This window comes from Bradyrhizobium centrolobii, assembly GCF_001641635.1.
GTDB lineage: Bacteria > Pseudomonadota > Alphaproteobacteria > Rhizobiales > Xanthobacteraceae > Bradyrhizobium > Bradyrhizobium centrolobii.
In genome coordinates this window covers 24,126-39,075 of the sequence record NZ_LUUB01000118.1, presented here as the reverse complement: position 1 = coordinate 39,075, position 14,950 = coordinate 24,126, and the positions used below count along the sequence as shown (strand labels likewise).

The window sequence follows — 14,950 nt, the reverse complement described above, 5'->3', positions numbered from 1 at the left end:
GAGTTGGAAAGCGGTGCGCTCACTCGCATCCTGTCCGACCGGGACTTCGGCTCGCTGGAAGTCAATGCATCGTTCGTGAGCGGGAAGAACCATCAAGCCCGCTGCGTGTGTGTTCACGGATTTTCCTCGTCGTAGAACTTCGACACTGACTTCACGGAGCATTCCTGGCGATTATGGACATGATAGCTTTACCTGAACGGTCGCCGGATTTAGCTACTGAACGCATTGGCTGAAGCGGACGCGGCGCTGAGATCTCGCAAACCCGTTTTGCGCTGCCGCTGGCGTACACACTCGTCGAAGCCGGTGGATCAATCATTCGAACGATCGGAACCTAATCATGACCAAGATCCGCGAGGTTGTCGTCGCAAGCGACCCCACCAATCTTGGCGCGCTGGTTGGGCATGTCGGCGAATCTCAGTTTCCTGTCGGCGGCCCAGATGGCGCCGGCCACACATCTTCTGGACCCAATCCTTACGACCTTCTTAGCGCGTCTCTCGCCGCATGCACCGCTATGAGCGTTCGTTATCAGGCTCGACGCGAGAAACTTCCGCTGGAGCGGTTGGAAGTTGGCGTCAGCTTCCACCGCGGAGCCCAGGGCGAAAGAGATTCGTTCGCGCGCACCCTCGTGCTCGGGGGAGAACTCGACGCACAGCAGCGCGCATTCTTGCTGGAAGCAGCAAACCTCTGTCCCGTCGGCAAAATTCTCGGCATTAGTGCGGATATCAGCACGCGCCTGGACGCTACTACTTCCGGCCGCAACGCAAGCACCCAGGCCAGCTACGAGGATGATCTGGCTCTACTCCCGATCCCGAATATCACTCCGGATTGAGCGTCTCTCGTGCCGTCGACCACTGCACTGGGGCATCGCAGCCTATCATACCCGCGGGGTCTCCAGTTCGGCGAACCCACGACGCCTCGCGGGGCATTCGTTCCGCGGCTCACCGCTGGCGCGCTTTGATCTTTCGCGTCGATGGCATCGATTCCATAGCCACAGGTCATTGGACCATCGATTCTCACGATCGTACATTTGCTTGTCTGCAAGAGACGAAAGATGACGACGCACCACACAGGGAGGTGGATGATGAAGGCAATCGTCGTAACGGACCGGGCTGCGGGAACTGCCGGGATGAGGCTCGTGGAGCGGCCCNGCAAGCGGCGATCAACGACGTCGTCGTTCAAGTTCATGCGTCGGGATTCGTCCCTACTGAGCTGACATGGCCCTCGACATGGACCGACCGCCTCGATCGTGACCGAACACCGTCGATTCCCGGACATGAGCTGGCCGGAGTGATCACCGCTCTCGGCTATGGCACAACGGGGCTGTCGGTGGGGCAGCGAGTGTTCGGTCTCGCCGACTGGTATCGCGACGGCACCTTGGCGGAGTATGTAGCAATGGAGGCGCGCAACCTCGCGCCGCTCCCGGGTGACGTCGACTTCACAGTGGGCGCGAGTCTACCAATCTCGGGCCTCACCGCGTGGCAGGGACTGTTCCAGCACGGTCGCCTTCAGGCGGGGCAGAGCGTCCTCGTGCACGGCGCGGCCGGCGCAGTCGGCTCCATGGTGACGCAACTCGCACGATTGGGCGGCGCCTACGTCATCGGCACCGGACGTTCCGCTGATCGTCAGAAGGCGCTCGAGTTCGGCGCGCGTGAATTCGTCGACCTCGAGAACGACGTCCTCGAAGACATCGGCGGAGTCGATCTGGTGTTCGATGTCATCGGTGGCGACATCGGGAAGCGGTCCGCGCGCCTGATTCGAGCTGGAGGAATGCTGGTGTCCATCGTCGGGCCGAGCGAGGCGCGCCCCGCCGATGGCTTGGCGGTCGACTTCGTTGTTGAGTCCGATCGTGCTCAACTGAGTGAGATCGTCCAGCGGGTGCGGGACGGACGACTGCGGACGAACATCCGCAACATTGCGACCCTCGACGAGGCTGTCGCCGCTTTCAATCCGACCAAGCGGATCAGCGGGAAGACGATCATCCGCGTTCGTCCGTGAACGACGCGCATTCGATGCGCGCAGCCGGCCGCGTCCTGTTAGACGCCAGGGGCACCTGGGAAATCACCTATGGCCCCTGGCATGAGATGTCGAACGGACCCCATCCCTGCAGCATTTCCAGCAAAGAGGGCGAAAGCACTCGTTATCTCAACCTATCCCTTCACGCATAGGAAGAACCATGACTAACGGAATCACCATGACCAACGCCGTCATCGAATGTATCCTGAGCCGCAGCGCCACCAAGTACTACGACCCCACCGCCACCCTCAGCGACGACCAAATCCGCGAGCTGGTGCGAATCGGCACCACCGCGCCGACATCCTTCCACTTGCAGAACTGGCGCTTCATTGCGGTACGCTCGCCTGAAGCCAAGGCTCGGCTGCGTCCGATCGCCTGGAATCAGCCCGCGATCAGCGAGGCAGCCGTTACCTTCATCGTCTGCGGCCAGTTGGCCGATTCCGGCGTAGTACCGGAGCGCCTGGCACCGGTGGTGGAAGCGGGCATCATGCCGGCGAAGATGGTGCCGGAATGGGAAATCCCCGCGCGCGGTCTGTACATGGAGTACCCACAGCGCCAGCGCGACGAGGCAGTACGCACTGCCACCTTCGGCGCGGCGGCGATGGTCTATGCGGCCCGCTCGCTAGGCCTGGGTTCGACGCCGATGATCGGTTTCGATCCCGAAGCGGTGCACCGCGAGTTCGGACTGGCCGAGGACGAAGTACCGGTCATGCTGCTGTCCATAGGGGCGGAGCGTCCGGGAAACTGGCCGCAGAAGCCACGCCGTCCGGTGGCCGACGTATTGAACCTCGTTTAATTGTTAGTGAAACCAGTAAGTTACGGAGCTTATGATGCCGAGAATTGCGGCGCTAAAGCCGGAACAGGTGCCGGCGGATTCGAAACCGACCCTCGATATGTTCACCAAGAACATCGGGTTCACCCCAAATATGATGGCGACATTCGCGGCGAGCCCGATCGCGTTCAACTCGTGGGCCAACCTGCTCGGCTCCTTGAGCAGGGCGCTCGACGTGAAGACGCGTGACAGCATCGGCCTCGCCGTCTCCGAAGTGAACGGCTGCGACTACTGCCTGACGGTTCACAGCTTTACGGCCGATCATATGGCCAAGCTGCCCGCCAATGAAATCATTCTCGCTCGGAAGGGCCATGCCAGCGACCCGAAGCGAGACGCCGCGATCCAATTTGCGCGCAAAGTCATCGAGACCCGCGGCAAGGTCAGCGACGCCGATCTGAAGGCCGTCCGCGATGCCGGGTACACGGATGCGAACGTCATCGAGATCGTCGCGCTGGTCGCCATGTACTCCCTGACGAACTTTTTCAATAACGTGTTCGATCCCGACAAGGACTTTCCCGCCGTTGCGCCGGCTGGCTCGATCTGAACTCTATCCGGTCGCATCGACCATCTCCGAGAGTGCTCGGAGCTTTTATGTGATGCGAGCGTAACGCCAGAGCCCGGATGCACCCAGGAAAGATTTCGTGGGAGCGCGTCCGGGCTTTTGGTGTGCCGACACGGCTTTTTACCACGTCGAGCACGAAATCATTCTGATCGACCGCCCGCCAAAGCCAGTGCTTCTTGCCGTGCTTGCCGTGTCGATGGCATCGATTCCATAGCCAAAGGTCAATGGACCATAGAGTTTCGCCGCAAGCCCTCTGACACAGCAGCGGCCATCAAAGGCTACATCGCATTCTGGAAAGGTGTGGATGTCAGGTAATCGACTGACCGTCGTCATCATCCGAATTTCCGCCCAAATACGATGTATTCAGCCTGCACATGAATGGGCAGCAATTCGACGATCGGCTGTTCAATAGCGAGTGAGTCCGAACAGGCCAAATAGCCCGTCCGCATCCTGCCAAGCCTCGGCAACCCTCCATCCGCCGGAGCGGGCGAGCCGCTCGAAGCTCTCCGCAGTATATTTTCGGGAGCTCTCAGTGTGTATGGTTTCCGATGTTCTGAAATTGAACGTCCGCCCACACAGTGTAACGCGCTGATCGCATAAGCTGACCAGGTGCATCTCTACGGCTTTCTCGATCTCGTTCCAGCGCGCCGCGTGCTCGAACTGCTCCAAACGGAAGTCACCGCCCAGTTCGGTGTTGATCCGCTCAAGGAGATTGAGGTTAAAAGCGGCCGTCACACCTGCGCTGTCGTCATAAGCACGCAGAAGCGTATCTACGTTTTTCTGGAGATCGACACCGATGATGGCGCGTCCGTCGTCGCCCAGGTGTCGTCCCATCTGCGCAAGCAAGGTCTTCGCCTCGATCGTGTTCAAATTCCCCATCGTCGAGCCCGGGAAAAATCCAGTCCTGCAGCCGCCGGAGCCATCAAACGGAACCTCAAATACATCCAGGAAATTGCGCTCGATAGGGCGGACCCAGAGCGATGGGAAGCGCGAAGCGATCCTCTTCGACGTTTCCGCAAGGAAGGCGTCGGCGATATCGATCGGCACGTAGGGGTCACGCAGCCCTGCCAGTACAAGCTCTGTCTTAACGCCGGCTCCCGCACCATACTCGATGAGAATCGCACGAGACTCTACAAAATCGGCGATATCACTCTGCCGCTCTCGCAGGATCGACGTTTCGGCTCGAGTCAGATAATACTCATCCTGCCTCGTTATTTCTTCAAAAAGTGCAGATCCACGCTCGTCGTATAACCAACGGCTTGGCAGTGTCTTCACATCAGCGGATAATCCGGCGACGACGTCTCGGGCGAATGCATTTTCAACAGGGTCGATGCTGTTATTTGCGTGAAGCATATTTTCCGCTTTCGGTGACACGGCAGATGACGGTCGCGATAAACTCGAGGCCGATATCATCACCGTAGATTCTTGCCTGGCGCAGCGGGTAGGTTATTTGACGGGCGTCGGCGGCGGGTTGTCATTGGTATCGAGGACGAAGACAGCGAGCAGCTTTGCGGGGGTCCGTCTTGCTCGCGTTGCGGCTGATCGAATGGGTCGCGCCCGGCGGCTCCGACCAGCCCTCGCCTGCCCGATAGATGCGCGTCTCACCGTCATTCACCTTCGACTCGATCGCGCCCGAAATCACGTGGGCGTAGATGAAAGCCGACTTCGCGTGGGTGTGGGACGCGGAGGCTGCGCCGGGGGCGTAATCGACTTCCACCGCGATCAGCGACTTGCCGGGGATATTGGGAAACCATTCGCCATCGCCCAATCGTTACGGACGAACGCGGATGATTGTCTTCCCGCTGATCCGCTTGGTTGGATTGAACGCAGCGACGGCATCGTCGAGGGTCGCGATGTTGCCGATGTTCGTCCGCAGTCGTCCGTCCCGCACCCGCTGGACGATCTCACCCAGTTGGGCGCGATCGGACACGAGAACAAAGTCGATCGCCATGCCGTCGGCGGGCCGCGCCTCGGTCGGCCCGGCGATGGTCACCAGTGTTCCTCCGGGCCGGATCACGCCAGCAGACCGCTTCGTGATGTCGCCGCCGATGACATCGAACACCAGATCGATTCCGCTGACGTCTTCGAGGACGTCGGTCTCGAGGTCGAGGAATTCCTGCGCACCGAAGTCGAGCGCCTTCTGACGATCAGCGGCGCGTCCGGTGCCGGTGACGTAGGCGCCGGCCTCACGTGCGAGTTGCGTCACCATCGACCCGACTGCGCCGGCCGCGCCATGCACGAGTACGCTCTGCCCCGCCTGAAGGCGGCCATGCACGAACAGTCCCTGCCACGCGGTCAGACCCGGCATCGCCACGCTCGCACCCACCGTGAAGTCGACGTCGCCCGGCAGTGGCGCGAGGTTGCGTGCCTCGACGGCCACATACTCCGCCAGAGTGCCGCCGCGATACGAGTCCGAGAGGCCGAACACGCGCTGTCCCACCGATAGCCCCGTCGTGCCGTAGCCGAGAGCAGTGACCACTCCTGCCAGCTCCTGCCCGGGAATCGACGGTGTTCGGTCACGGTCGAGGCGATCGGTCCACGTCGAGGGCCACGTCAGCTCACCCGAGGTGAATCCCGACGCATGAACCTGAACGACGACGTCGTTGATCGCTGCCTGCGGCTCGGGCCGCTCCACGAGCCTCATCCCGGCGGTTCCCGCAGCCTGGTCCGTTACGACGATCGCCTTCATACGAATTGTCTCCTCGGTTCATTCGCCTCGGATGCGGCAACACCCGTCACGCGATCGAACATGGAACCTCTCCCATGACCGTCAGGTCGAGCGCCGCGAGCGCTTTCTCCCTTGCTAATGTGGCCTGGTCCCCAGCGAGAAATGCGGTGGCCTGCACGGGAAGGAATTGCAGGGTTTTCAGCCCGATGCTGCCCAGTACAGCCGACAGATACGGCGTGAGAAAATCGGGCTGGTTGGCTTTCTCGCCGGTAAAGACTCCACCGGAAGCGATGCCGACAAACACCGGACGATCCCGGAGCAATCCCACCTTCCCTGCCGGCGTCGACACGAAGGTGCGACCGACGCGCAGGATTTGGTCGATCCACGCCTTGAGGACCGAGGGAACGGTTAAGTTGTGCATGGGCGTTCCGATAACGACCACATCGGCCGCCTCGACTTCCCGAATAAGCGCTTCGGAAAGATCCAGCGCGCCGCTCGGCGGAGCCGCCAACATAGCCGGCGACGACAGGGCGGTCGCGTAGTCGGGCGCGGCGTGCGGCAGGGGGCCTGCGCCAAAGTCTCGCCGGCTGATGATTGCGGCGGGCGCAGCCTCAAGGAGCTTTTTGACGATCGCCGCCGAAAGCTGGCGGCTGTACGATTCTGGACGCGGGCTGCAATCAATATGGAGGATGTTCATTCGAACGATCCCCATGGCGTTACGAAACCAACCGCGGTGTCAACCAGCGCTTCAAGTTCGTACAAGCGCCGCGCACTTGAGTTCGTCGCCTCGGGGAACCGGTAGCGTGTTGACGATTTCATTTGTCCAGCAGCGGATAGAATTGGGTCCAGACGTCGTCTTTCTTAGCGCTCACCATGTGGCAGAACGCGCATTCGGACTTTGGCTGCAGCTTGGCTGTCGGCGCCTTCGGCTCGTGATGATTGAAGTTGTAGTAACCCCAGCCTCCGGTGTCGGCGTAGCGCTTGCTATCCTTGACCGCAACGTCCGCACCGTTCAGCTTTCCGGGGAAGAAGCCTCGCCCGGAGGCCTCGGTGCGCGATCCATCCGGGTTCTCGGCTGGGAGTGTCAGCTGTAGTTCCTTGAAGAAGATCGTTCCCTCCGGAAACTCACCTGTCTTCTTGTAGATCTCGTACGAGCCCGGCTCGATATAGACGTTGTGAAATTCGGGAAAATTGGCCTTCCCGCCGTTGAGCGCATTCGGAGTGAGCGGTGAGCCGACGAACACCCACTCATTGAAATTCTTCGGCAGGATCAAGTCGCCCGATGCGGTATATTCGGGGAGATAGCGCTTCCTCGTCGGTGCGCCGCCGTTATTGGATTCGGACTGCGCGAATACAGCTGTTATAGCAATTGCGCTAAAAACCGCTCCGGCGATCAGCAGGGTAAGGCGCCTACCTTTTTTCTCCATAACCATACTTTTTTCCCACGCAATTGAGTAATGTTTGTTCCAGGTCGCCCTGGGCGTTACTCGATGGAACCTGCGACATTGGGTACCCGTTGATCGCAGCGCGGGACGAAATTTTCCAATAGCCGGCATGTATAGTTTCCATAGCAGCGGGGAATGCTGCTGCGACGGTCCTCTCCGCCATTCGTAAATCAAGGCAAGTTGTTCAGGCCGCGACGGCATCACGCCGCGCAGCGAGCGGCAATAACGATCGTCTATCGACTCTATGGCGAGACGTGATTTCCCTCGCCGGGGGTTCGACCGCCATGGTGTAAGACGTTTTTCTGTCAGAAGCGTTGCAGGATCATTCGGCGCTTTGAGCACCAGACATATCAAACAAGGAGCGCAATTGTGATGCTGCAGAATAACGATGTCTTTCCCTCTCTTACCTTTGCTCGCGTCGGTGGCGGCGAAATCCATTTGCCTGCCGATCTCGCCGGTTGGTTCGGTGTGGTCCTATTCCACCGCGGTTCCTGGTGTCCGTACTGCAATGCCCAGCTTGCCGCTTTCGCGAGAGCAGCGGATAAATTCGCTGGGGAAGGCATCAAGGTCGTCTCTGTATCGGTAGACGATCGGGAAAAGTCGGAGATGCTCGTCGAAAAGCACAAGCTCAATTTCCCGGTCGCTTACGGCGCCAACGCGCGAGCGGTTTCCGCAGTCACCGGCGCCTTCGTCAATGACGATCCCGTCTGTCTCCAGGCAACCGGCTTCGTCCTTAGTCCCGAAGGCCAGGTGGTGACGGCCGTGTATTCGACCCGCGCGATCGGCCGTCTGATGCCCGACGATGTGCTCGGATTTGTCCGCCACCTCAAATCTTTGGCAAAGAACTGAAGACCAGCGGCAGACTAGCGGGGAGGTCGATGAATGGGACAGCCGCTTTTAGAGCCGTGCAGCCGCGGCGTTATCGATGCAGCACCCTGCCCGCGAGAGCTCGGGCGGGAAGCGTCGCCTCGGTGCCGGCGCATGGTGCTCACGGCCTGTGTGCTCGCGTCCTCGATGGCGTTCATCGATGGGACAGCGCTGCCCGTTGCGTTACCGAGACTGCGCGCTGATTTCGGAGCGGACCTCGCCTCCGTTCAATGGGTTCTCAACGGGTATATGCTGGCGCTCGCCTCGCTGACGTTGATCGGTGGCGCGCTCGCGGATGTTTATGGCAAGGCGCGCATGCTCGGGCTCGGTTGCGTCCTGTTCGGTCTGGCGTCCGCAGCTTGCGCGCTGGCGCCTTCGCCCGCCTGGCTGATCGCCGCCCGCGTCGCGCAGGGAGCGGCCGCAGCGATCGTCACCCCCGCCAGCCTCGCCCTGATCGGGGCCACCTATCCGCGCGCGGAGCGAAACCGGGCGATCGGCATATGGGCCGCGGCATCGGCTCTCACCACCGCCGGAGGTCCTGTCCTGGGCGGCTGGCTGACCGAGACGTTTGGCTGGCCATCCGTGTTCTGGATCAACCCGCCGCTCGCGCTCGTAGCACTGGGAGTCCTGCTGGTCTTCGCGCCGAAAGATGGCCGCATCCAGCGGAGGTTTGACGTGATTGGCGCCGCGATCCTCGCTTCGGCGATCGGGGCGCTCACCTGGGCGCTCAGCCAGATCGGCCCCAGTGAAGCTCAGGCCGCTGCGGACACTCCAGCCCGGCCGGGCACGGTGCTCGCGATCGTCGCCGGGCTTGGCATTGCCGGGCTCGCCATCTACGGGTTCTGGGAGCTCAGAAGCGAACACCCGATGACCCCACCTCGCCTAGTGGAGAACCGCGCCTTCCTCGGGCTGAACGTGGCCACCCTGATGGTCTATGCGGGGGTTTCGATCATGTTCTTTCTGCTACCCTTCGACCTCGTCGATCGCCGCGCCCTGTCGTCGACCGATGCCGGGCTGGCATTCCTGCCCTTCACGCTCGGCGTGGGGTTCTTGTCGAATTTCTTCGGCGGGTTGGCGGACAAGATTGGCGCGCGGGCCATGCTCATCGCGGGGTCGGCAGGTGCGGCACTCGCCTATATCTTGATGGCGCTCGGCCGGGACGAATCCCTGATGCTCGGCGTGATCGGACCCATGACCCTGCTGGGCCTGTCCTTCGCTGTGCTCGTGGCGCCGCTCACCGCGTCGGTCATGTCGAGTGTGGATCAGGCCGACGAAGGGGTCGCCTCCGGCATCAACAATGCGGCGAGCCGGATTGCACAGCTTGCCGGGGTAGCACTGGCCGCCGGCGTCGCGTCTTTCGCGTCCGGCTACGAAGTCGGCCTCGCCGTAGCCGCTGCAACCTCGATCGGCGGCGCCCTTACAGCCTCGATGACCCTGACAGCGGCCGCGGCGAAAGCGGGCGGCTCGAGAGGGGCTTAGAAGGCATGCGGCACCTCCTCCAACCATCCTCCAACTCTCGGATGCCATGGCTGATCGTCGATTCCCGAACCCCGAGTTCGGTGGCGGCTTGTTGAAAGCCGCTTGTCTGCGGCAGCGAGCACATGGCGCAGATATCGCCACACAACCTCCGACGACGTGCTGGCGTTCCGCATTTGGACGCTATCTGAACCGACGAGCGCTGCTGGTGGCGGCTCCCATCAGAGCGAAGACCATTCCGGCGACCAAACAAAAGATCGCGCCTTGATCTCCGCCCAAGCCGAAGATCAGTGAGACCAAGGCAGAACCAACTGACCATCCGATGTAGCGAGCCGCGGCATTCATCCCACTTGCGGCCCCGCTGCGCCCTATGGGTCCAGCCGTCATCATCGCAGTGTTGTTCGGGGTCTGGAAAAGGCCAAAGCCGATACCGCAAAGGGCCAGCCGCCATACGACATCCCACTTCGCCGGAGTTGTCGGCAAGAAGACCATCAGAAGCAAACCGGCCGCCAACAACGTCAAACCAATGCTGCAAATCACCGAGGCGGGGTAGCGGATTGTCAAGCGACCGGCGATCGGAGCCGTGACGGCAGTCATGAACGGCCAGGGCGTCAAGAGAAAACCTGTCTCTACGGCCGAAAGATGCATCCCCGTCTCAAACAAAAACGGCAAGGAGACGTAAGCCAGAATTTGTGCTGCATAGGAGCAGACAGATGTCCACACCGATAGGGTAAACAGAGGTATACGGAAAAGATCGAACGGCAACATCGGCATAGGGTTCTGGCGCTGTTGTCGAACGAAGAGGCTGAAACAGACAAGTCCTGCAACGATCTCTCCCATCGCAATGCGCCCATCGCCAATACCCAGCGTGCCGACACCGACGACGAAAAGTCCGAACGCTAACGCATTGAGAGCGGTCCCGGTCAGATCGAAAAGGCGAGCAACCCGAACGTCTGGTGGAGCAGCGGTAATAAATAGCGGTACCGCGAGACCGAATGGTACGTTCACCAGAAACAACCAGGACCATTTTGCCACGGCAAGTATTGTCGCCGCGATGGTAGGCCCCAATGCTCCAGGTATCGCCACCGCTAATGCGACCAACGCGAGGCCCTTACTGACCATGCGGCGCGGATAGATCACGCGTACCAATGCAACGCCGGCCACAGCAACGCCGGCCGCTCCAGCACCCTGAATCAAGCGCGCACTCACCAGCATCGGCAATGTTGGAGCGAAGGCGCAACCCAACGACGCGAGAACAAAAATAGCTAAGCCGGCGGCATAAACGCGCTTCAGACCGAGTGATTCGGCCAGACTTGCAACGGGCAACAAGCAGACCGTTGCCGAAAGCTGATAGGCGTTCACGACCCAAACGGTCGCTGCGTCACTACTTGCGAATGAACGCGAGACATTCGGCAAGGCGATATTCACGATCGCGCTTCCAAGGGAACTTAGACCAAGTCCAAGCAAGATGCAGAGCATTACCCAGCGGCGCTTCGACGCCGCTAAACATTCGACGCCGCCCATCAGGATGCAATGTCCGGCGCGATGACAACAACAATCTTGAGGGCTTCGGCCCGTGTCGCGCCGCGCCCGCCTCTCATGAGTAGTCACTGCCGCTCTGCTGACTGAGGTTACCGAGGTAGTCGCGCTTCCCGATCTTCGCTCCGAGGCGCCGAAGAATCGCGTGCGCGATTGAGATGTGGAAGAAGAAGTCGGGCAGCACCAGGTGCCGGACATAGTCGTCGCCGCCGAACCACCCTCGCACGATAGGCGGCATCAACTCGTAGGTGTGGGACTGTGCGCCGGCAATCTCCTCCGGCTGCACGTTTTGCAGGAAGCCACGCGTCTCGATGAGCCGCTCCTTCAATGCCGGGTACATCATGGGGGTGTTGTGGGGCGCTGGCGCGTCGCGCTGCATCAGCTTTGCCATGTGCGCGCCGACCTTGTTGCAGCTTACGGAAAACTGCTCTCCGAAAGTCAGCATGTCGGGCGCAAGCCGCTCGCCAAGGATCCTCCCAAGCTCAATTCCCCTGGTCCGCTCGAGCGCTTGGGCGTGGTCGAGATAGTCGTCCATCACGTTCAGTCCGTGCACCATGACAGGGACCGTGATGTCATAGACAGAGAAGGACACGTCGAACTCCATGCGCTCGCTTGTACTCTGAACGTCGGTCGGACCCGCAAGGTTGATAACCGAAACGGATGGTCACAATAGGCTCTTCAATCTTCCGGCTTGCCGTACCAGCTTGCGGGATTCGACATTCCCTTCGCGAAACCACGGCAAGAGGAGGCGTCCACGCATACGTTCACCTAGTGACGCAGGACGGGATATCCATTCACATAAATCCAGTCCGTGGCCTGGGCCGGCACGTGGCACCCCTGGCAATCGGAATGGTAGTCCGTCGAGGTGGTCTTGAGCGGCTTGTCCGCATCGAACCACGACCACCCCCACCCGTCGCCCCACAATGGGTTACCGGGGTGCGTTCCCTTGCTGTCTCTCACCATGACGAACCAACCCTTGAGCTTGTCGGCGTGGCTCACCGTGCCCGTGGTCATCTCGTTCGTCGAAGTCGCGAAGACCTCTTTCACCAGAACGGCGCCGTCCGGGAAGTGGCCCGTCTTCCGGTAGGCGTCGATCGCCCCCGGGGATGCGTAGACGGCGTGGACTTCTTTCGAGCCCTGGCCGCTGTCGGCGGCAATCGCCCAGCTGCCGAGCGCTTGGTAGAGGGTTCGGTAGTCCGCCGGCACGCGCAGGTGCCCGGCGGAGTCCACCACGTTCGCGGTCGGGCCGGTCGGAGTAGCTCCGCTGATCTGCGCGAGCGCTGCCACGGTGCCGGCGACCAGCGAGACGGCGACAGCCAGGCTGACAGTCCTCGATAATTTCATGGGGGTCTCCTTTGCTGCTCGCGCGTGGCATGGTCACTCGGCGCAACGGCTTCAAATCACTGTTTCAATCGCTGTGGAGCCGACCGCGTGTGCTCGGCGGGCCTAGGCAGGCCCAAACATCGGACGCAGCCGGCGAAATTAGAAATTCCCTTTGGACATGCATTCGATAGGCGTGAGGTATTGTCGTCCAAAAGCGCGATCAGCCGTCGAGGAGTGCACCGTACTCGGGGTGCCGCGCGGCGTAGGAGGACATGAAGGGGCACTTCGCGATTACTCGTTTCCCGTCGCGTCGCAACACTTCGAAAACGCCATGCGCCAGCATCGATCCGTACCCCAGGCCGGATAACTCTTGTGGCACCTCCGTGTGGAGCAGGACGACGCGACCGTCTTCGACATTGTAGTAGGCGACTGCGAGCGCGCTATCGCCGAGGGGCATTTCAAACCGGCTCATTGCCGGATTGTCCCGGATGTCGCTTTCCACTTTCTGCCTCCCTCACCCGGACGTGGAAGCGGCCTGGCGCAGCGAGGCCAAGATTTGCGCCGGCTCCTCCCGTATCGTGAAGTCGGGCTCGACGAACGCGCTGCGGATCCGGCCTTCTGCGTCGATCACGTAGGTCGCGGGAATGGGCAACATCCACACCGGTGACCCGTGCCGTGCGCCGAAGTCGAAGCCTAGCCCGGAATAGTGCGCTTTGGTCTCGTCGGGCACCCGGAACAGCACGCCATACGACATGGCAACGCCGTAGTCGACGTCGGAGAGCACCTTCAGGTCCAAGCCCAGACCCCGCTTCAGCTGCCGCGGGAGGTCGCTCGTCTCGGGTGTCACGACTGCGAGAGTCGCGCCGATGCTCTCGAACTCATCCTTCGCGGCCTGGAGGGCGCAGAGCTCAGCCGTGCAGAACGGACACCAGCCGCCTCGGAAGAAACTCAGGACGAGAGGTCCATTGCGGCGCAGCTGTTCGGAGGAGTGGAGACGGCCGTCGGCGTCCGGCAGGAGGAAGTCCGGCGCGTCGTCTCCGACCTTCAACGCGTGCGATGCCACGTCTGTATCGCGGAGCCAGCCCACGAGGTGGTTGTATGACTCCCAGTCCGCGGCGCTGAACATCGTCAACAGCTCGGTGCGAATCCGGGCGAGCGTCTTTTCGGTCTGATTTGGCATCGGTGGGGGGTCATCAGGCTGAGGATCGATTGGCTGGAAACGGTTGGCCGCCGGCGCGCGTGTCGTGGTCATGTGGGCGCCCTCACTACCTCCGGCACCGTTGCGTGCGGCACGCCCCGGTCGGCGACTTCGAACGACCAGTCGCGAAGCCGCGCGACCTTGACGAAAGCGTCCAGCGCCGGCGAGTAGCGGCGCCCCTGCACAGCTAGTAGCCGCACCTCGCGCGAAACCGGCGAGCCCTCGAGCGGAATGGTCTTGAGCGTCGGAAGGCGCGGCATGTGCTCGGGCGCCAGTATCACGCCGAAGCCAGCTGCGGCCATGTGCTGGAGGTGCAGGTCGTGACCGCTGCAGTGGCCGAGTTGGGGCGGTTCCTCGGAGAAATACGACTGCTGGATCTTCGCGGCGACGTCGCAGTCGGCGCGTTCCAGCAAGATGGTCTCACGGAGGTCGTCGATGCCGATCGAGGGACGGTTTGCGAGCCGGTGTGTCGGCGCAAGAACCGCGACGTAGCGCTCCTCGAACAGCGACCAGTCGTCGATGCGGTCGGGCATGTCCTGCACGTCCCCGACCATTGCCGCGTTGATCTCCCCCTCAAGCAAGAGGTCGACGAGCTTCTTCGCCGCGCCCTCGCGCAGCTCGACGTGAAGTCCAGGAACGAACTTTGCGATCTCCGCGATCGGATCGAGGACAAGCGAGGCCGAGATGGATGGGGCGAGGCCGATCTTCAGTGGCGCGACGTCCTTGCGTTGAAACTCCTGGGCTCGGCGACGCACCGCCTCTGCCGAGGCTAATGTGCGCTCCAGCATCGGAAGGACTTCCTTTCCAAGATCGGTGAGTTGGGTCAGCTGACGCTCGCGGTAGATCAACTGGCCGCCGAGTTCCTGCTCGAGCTTCTGCACCCCCTTGGTCAGGGCGGGCTGTGTGACATTGCACTGCTCGGCCGCGCGGGTGAAGTTGAGCGTGGACGCGACGGCGAGGAAGTAGCGAACCTGATGAAGCTCCATGGGTTGTTCTCCGTCAAGCTGCGGCTGTCGATACTGAGGAG

General features: G+C 61.5%; 16 protein-coding genes and 2 pseudogenes. 6 read left to right on the top strand and 12 right to left on the bottom strand.

Annotated features, from left to right (window positions below; genetic code table 11):
- Positions 1–337 precede the first annotated feature (337 nt).
- The 4 genes from AYJ54_RS41695 to AYJ54_RS41680 all read left to right on the top strand — a co-directional run bounded on the left by AYJ54_RS41695 (position 338) and on the right by AYJ54_RS41680 (position 3,389).
- Positions 338–829 (top strand): OsmC family protein, encoded by a 492-nt coding sequence (locus tag AYJ54_RS41695; protein ID WP_063708287.1) that lies wholly within the window; start codon positions 338–340, stop codon positions 827–829.
- Positions 830–1,148: 319 nt separating this feature from the next.
- A partial coding sequence (locus AYJ54_RS41690; protein WP_245329285.1) for an NADP-dependent oxidoreductase occupies positions 1,149–1,995 on the top strand: 847 nt, incomplete at its 5' end.
- A 178-nt stretch (positions 1,996–2,173) separates the two neighbouring features.
- Positions 2,174–2,809, top strand: a complete 636-nt coding sequence (locus AYJ54_RS41685; protein ID WP_063708286.1) for a nitroreductase family protein — start codon at positions 2,174–2,176, stop codon at positions 2,807–2,809.
- A 34-nt stretch (positions 2,810–2,843) separates the two neighbouring features.
- Entirely contained in the window at positions 2,844–3,389 is a 546-nt protein-coding gene (locus AYJ54_RS41680; protein WP_063708356.1) for a carboxymuconolactone decarboxylase family protein, read from the top strand.
- A 120-nt stretch (positions 3,390–3,509) separates the two neighbouring features.
- Here the strand turns inward: AYJ54_RS41680 and AYJ54_RS54220 are convergent.
- The 6 genes and pseudogenes from AYJ54_RS54220 to AYJ54_RS41655 all read right to left on the bottom strand — a co-directional run.
- A pseudogene (locus AYJ54_RS54220) lies at positions 3,510–3,588 on the bottom strand (IS6 family transposase); the annotation flags it as partial.
- Between the two features lie 224 nt (positions 3,589–3,812).
- The gene (gene egtD, locus AYJ54_RS41675; protein WP_063708285.1) at positions 3,813–4,760 is read right to left on the bottom strand and encodes an L-histidine N(alpha)-methyltransferase; all 948 of its coding nucleotides are present in this window, start codon (positions 4,758–4,760) and stop codon (positions 3,813–3,815) included.
- A 93-nt stretch (positions 4,761–4,853) separates the two neighbouring features.
- A pseudogene (locus AYJ54_RS41670) lies at positions 4,854–5,154 on the bottom strand (cupin domain-containing protein); the annotation flags it as partial.
- 24 nt (positions 5,155–5,178) lie between these two features.
- On the bottom strand, positions 5,179–6,096 hold the full coding sequence (locus AYJ54_RS41665) for an NADP-dependent oxidoreductase (protein WP_063708284.1): 918 nt from the start codon (positions 6,094–6,096) through the stop codon (positions 5,179–5,181).
- A gap of 46 nt (positions 6,097–6,142) precedes the next feature.
- Positions 6,143–6,772, bottom strand: coding sequence for an FMN-dependent NADH-azoreductase (locus AYJ54_RS41660; RefSeq protein ID WP_063708355.1), 630 nt, complete (start codon positions 6,770–6,772; stop codon positions 6,143–6,145).
- 118 nt (positions 6,773–6,890) lie between these two features.
- Positions 6,891–7,508 (bottom strand): cytochrome P460 family protein, encoded by a 618-nt coding sequence (locus AYJ54_RS41655; RefSeq protein WP_245329284.1) that lies wholly within the window; start codon positions 7,506–7,508, stop codon positions 6,891–6,893.
- 384 nt (positions 7,509–7,892) lie between these two features.
- Here AYJ54_RS41655 and AYJ54_RS41650 point away from each other — a divergent pair, with 384 nt between their 5' ends.
- Together AYJ54_RS41650 and AYJ54_RS41645 are read left to right on the top strand one after the other, a co-directional pair.
- On the top strand, positions 7,893–8,369 hold the full coding sequence (locus tag AYJ54_RS41650; protein WP_063708283.1) for a redoxin domain-containing protein: 477 nt from the start codon (positions 7,893–7,895) through the stop codon (positions 8,367–8,369).
- 132 nt (positions 8,370–8,501) lie between these two features.
- Positions 8,502–9,866 carry an MFS transporter gene (locus tag AYJ54_RS41645; protein WP_245329283.1) on the top strand — a complete coding sequence of 455 codons (1,365 nt, stop codon included), beginning with the start codon at positions 8,502–8,504 and terminating at the stop codon, positions 9,864–9,866.
- Between the two features lie 180 nt (positions 9,867–10,046).
- Here the strand turns inward: AYJ54_RS41645 and AYJ54_RS41640 are convergent, their stop codons facing one another.
- The 6 genes from AYJ54_RS41640 to AYJ54_RS41615 form a co-directional block, all read right to left on the bottom strand.
- Positions 10,047–11,387 (bottom strand): MFS transporter, encoded by a 1,341-nt coding sequence (locus AYJ54_RS41640; protein WP_063708281.1) that lies wholly within the window; start codon positions 11,385–11,387, stop codon positions 10,047–10,049.
- A gap of 73 nt (positions 11,388–11,460) precedes the next feature.
- Positions 11,461–12,006, bottom strand: coding sequence for a DUF1993 domain-containing protein (locus AYJ54_RS41635; RefSeq protein WP_082906094.1), 546 nt, complete (start codon positions 12,004–12,006; stop codon positions 11,461–11,463).
- A gap of 164 nt (positions 12,007–12,170) precedes the next feature.
- On the bottom strand, positions 12,171–12,746 hold the full coding sequence (locus AYJ54_RS41630; protein WP_063708280.1) for a cytochrome P460 family protein: 576 nt from the start codon (positions 12,744–12,746) through the stop codon (positions 12,171–12,173).
- 199 nt (positions 12,747–12,945) lie between these two features.
- Positions 12,946–13,227: a GNAT family N-acetyltransferase gene (locus AYJ54_RS41625; protein WP_245329282.1), complete on the bottom strand. Its 282-nt coding sequence runs from the start codon at positions 13,225–13,227 to the stop codon at positions 12,946–12,948.
- 12 nt (positions 13,228–13,239) lie between these two features.
- A complete protein-coding gene (locus AYJ54_RS41620) occupies positions 13,240–13,977 on the bottom strand; it encodes a peroxiredoxin-like family protein (protein WP_063708278.1) in 738 nt (245 codons plus the stop codon).
- Positions 13,974–14,909, bottom strand: a complete 936-nt coding sequence (locus AYJ54_RS41615) for a LysR family transcriptional regulator (RefSeq protein ID WP_063708277.1) — start codon at positions 14,907–14,909, stop codon at positions 13,974–13,976. Before AYJ54_RS41615 ends, AYJ54_RS41620 begins: the two co-directional genes overlap by 4 nt.
- Positions 14,910–14,950 lie beyond the last annotated feature (41 nt).

What these genes read in the sequence shown, in the direction of transcription:
- egtD (WP_063708285.1), bottom strand. Translation starts at nt 4,760, where the DNA reads ATGCTTCACGCAAATAACAGCATCGACCCTGTTGAAAATGCATTCGCC.
- AYJ54_RS41645 (WP_245329283.1), top strand. Translation starts at nt 8,502, where the DNA reads ATGGTGCTCACGGCCTGTGTGCTCGCGTCCTCGATGGCGTTCATCGAT.
- AYJ54_RS41655 (WP_245329284.1), bottom strand. Translation starts at nt 7,508, where the DNA reads ATGGTTATGGAGAAAAAAGGTAGGCGCCTTACCCTGCTGATCGCCGGA.
- AYJ54_RS41660 (WP_063708355.1), bottom strand. Translation starts at nt 6,772, where the DNA reads ATGAACATCCTCCATATTGATTGCAGCCCGCGTCCAGAATCGTACAGC.
- AYJ54_RS41615 (WP_063708277.1), bottom strand. Translation starts at nt 14,909, where the DNA reads ATGGAGCTTCATCAGGTTCGCTACTTCCTCGCCGTCGCGTCCACGCTC.
- AYJ54_RS41650 (WP_063708283.1), top strand. Translation starts at nt 7,893, where the DNA reads ATGCTGCAGAATAACGATGTCTTTCCCTCTCTTACCTTTGCTCGCGTC.
- AYJ54_RS41665 (WP_063708284.1), bottom strand. Translation starts at nt 6,096, where the DNA reads ATGAAGGCGATCGTCGTAACGGACCAGGCTGCGGGAACCGCCGGGATG.
- AYJ54_RS41680 (WP_063708356.1), top strand. Translation starts at nt 2,844, where the DNA reads ATGCCGAGAATTGCGGCGCTAAAGCCGGAACAGGTGCCGGCGGATTCG.
- AYJ54_RS41685 (WP_063708286.1), top strand. Translation starts at nt 2,174, where the DNA reads ATGACTAACGGAATCACCATGACCAACGCCGTCATCGAATGTATCCTG.
- AYJ54_RS41620 (WP_063708278.1), bottom strand. Translation starts at nt 13,977, where the DNA reads ATGACCACGACACGCGCGCCGGCGGCCAACCGTTTCCAGCCAATCGAT.
- AYJ54_RS41640 (WP_063708281.1), bottom strand. Translation starts at nt 11,387, where the DNA reads ATGGGCGGCGTCGAATGTTTAGCGGCGTCGAAGCGCCGCTGGGTAATG.
- AYJ54_RS41630 (WP_063708280.1), bottom strand. Translation starts at nt 12,746, where the DNA reads ATGAAATTATCGAGGACTGTCAGCCTGGCTGTCGCCGTCTCGCTGGTC.
- AYJ54_RS41695 (WP_063708287.1), top strand. Translation starts at nt 338, where the DNA reads ATGACCAAGATCCGCGAGGTTGTCGTCGCAAGCGACCCCACCAATCTT.
- AYJ54_RS41635 (WP_082906094.1), bottom strand. Translation starts at nt 12,006, where the DNA reads ATGGAGTTCGACGTGTCCTTCTCTGTCTATGACATCACGGTCCCTGTC.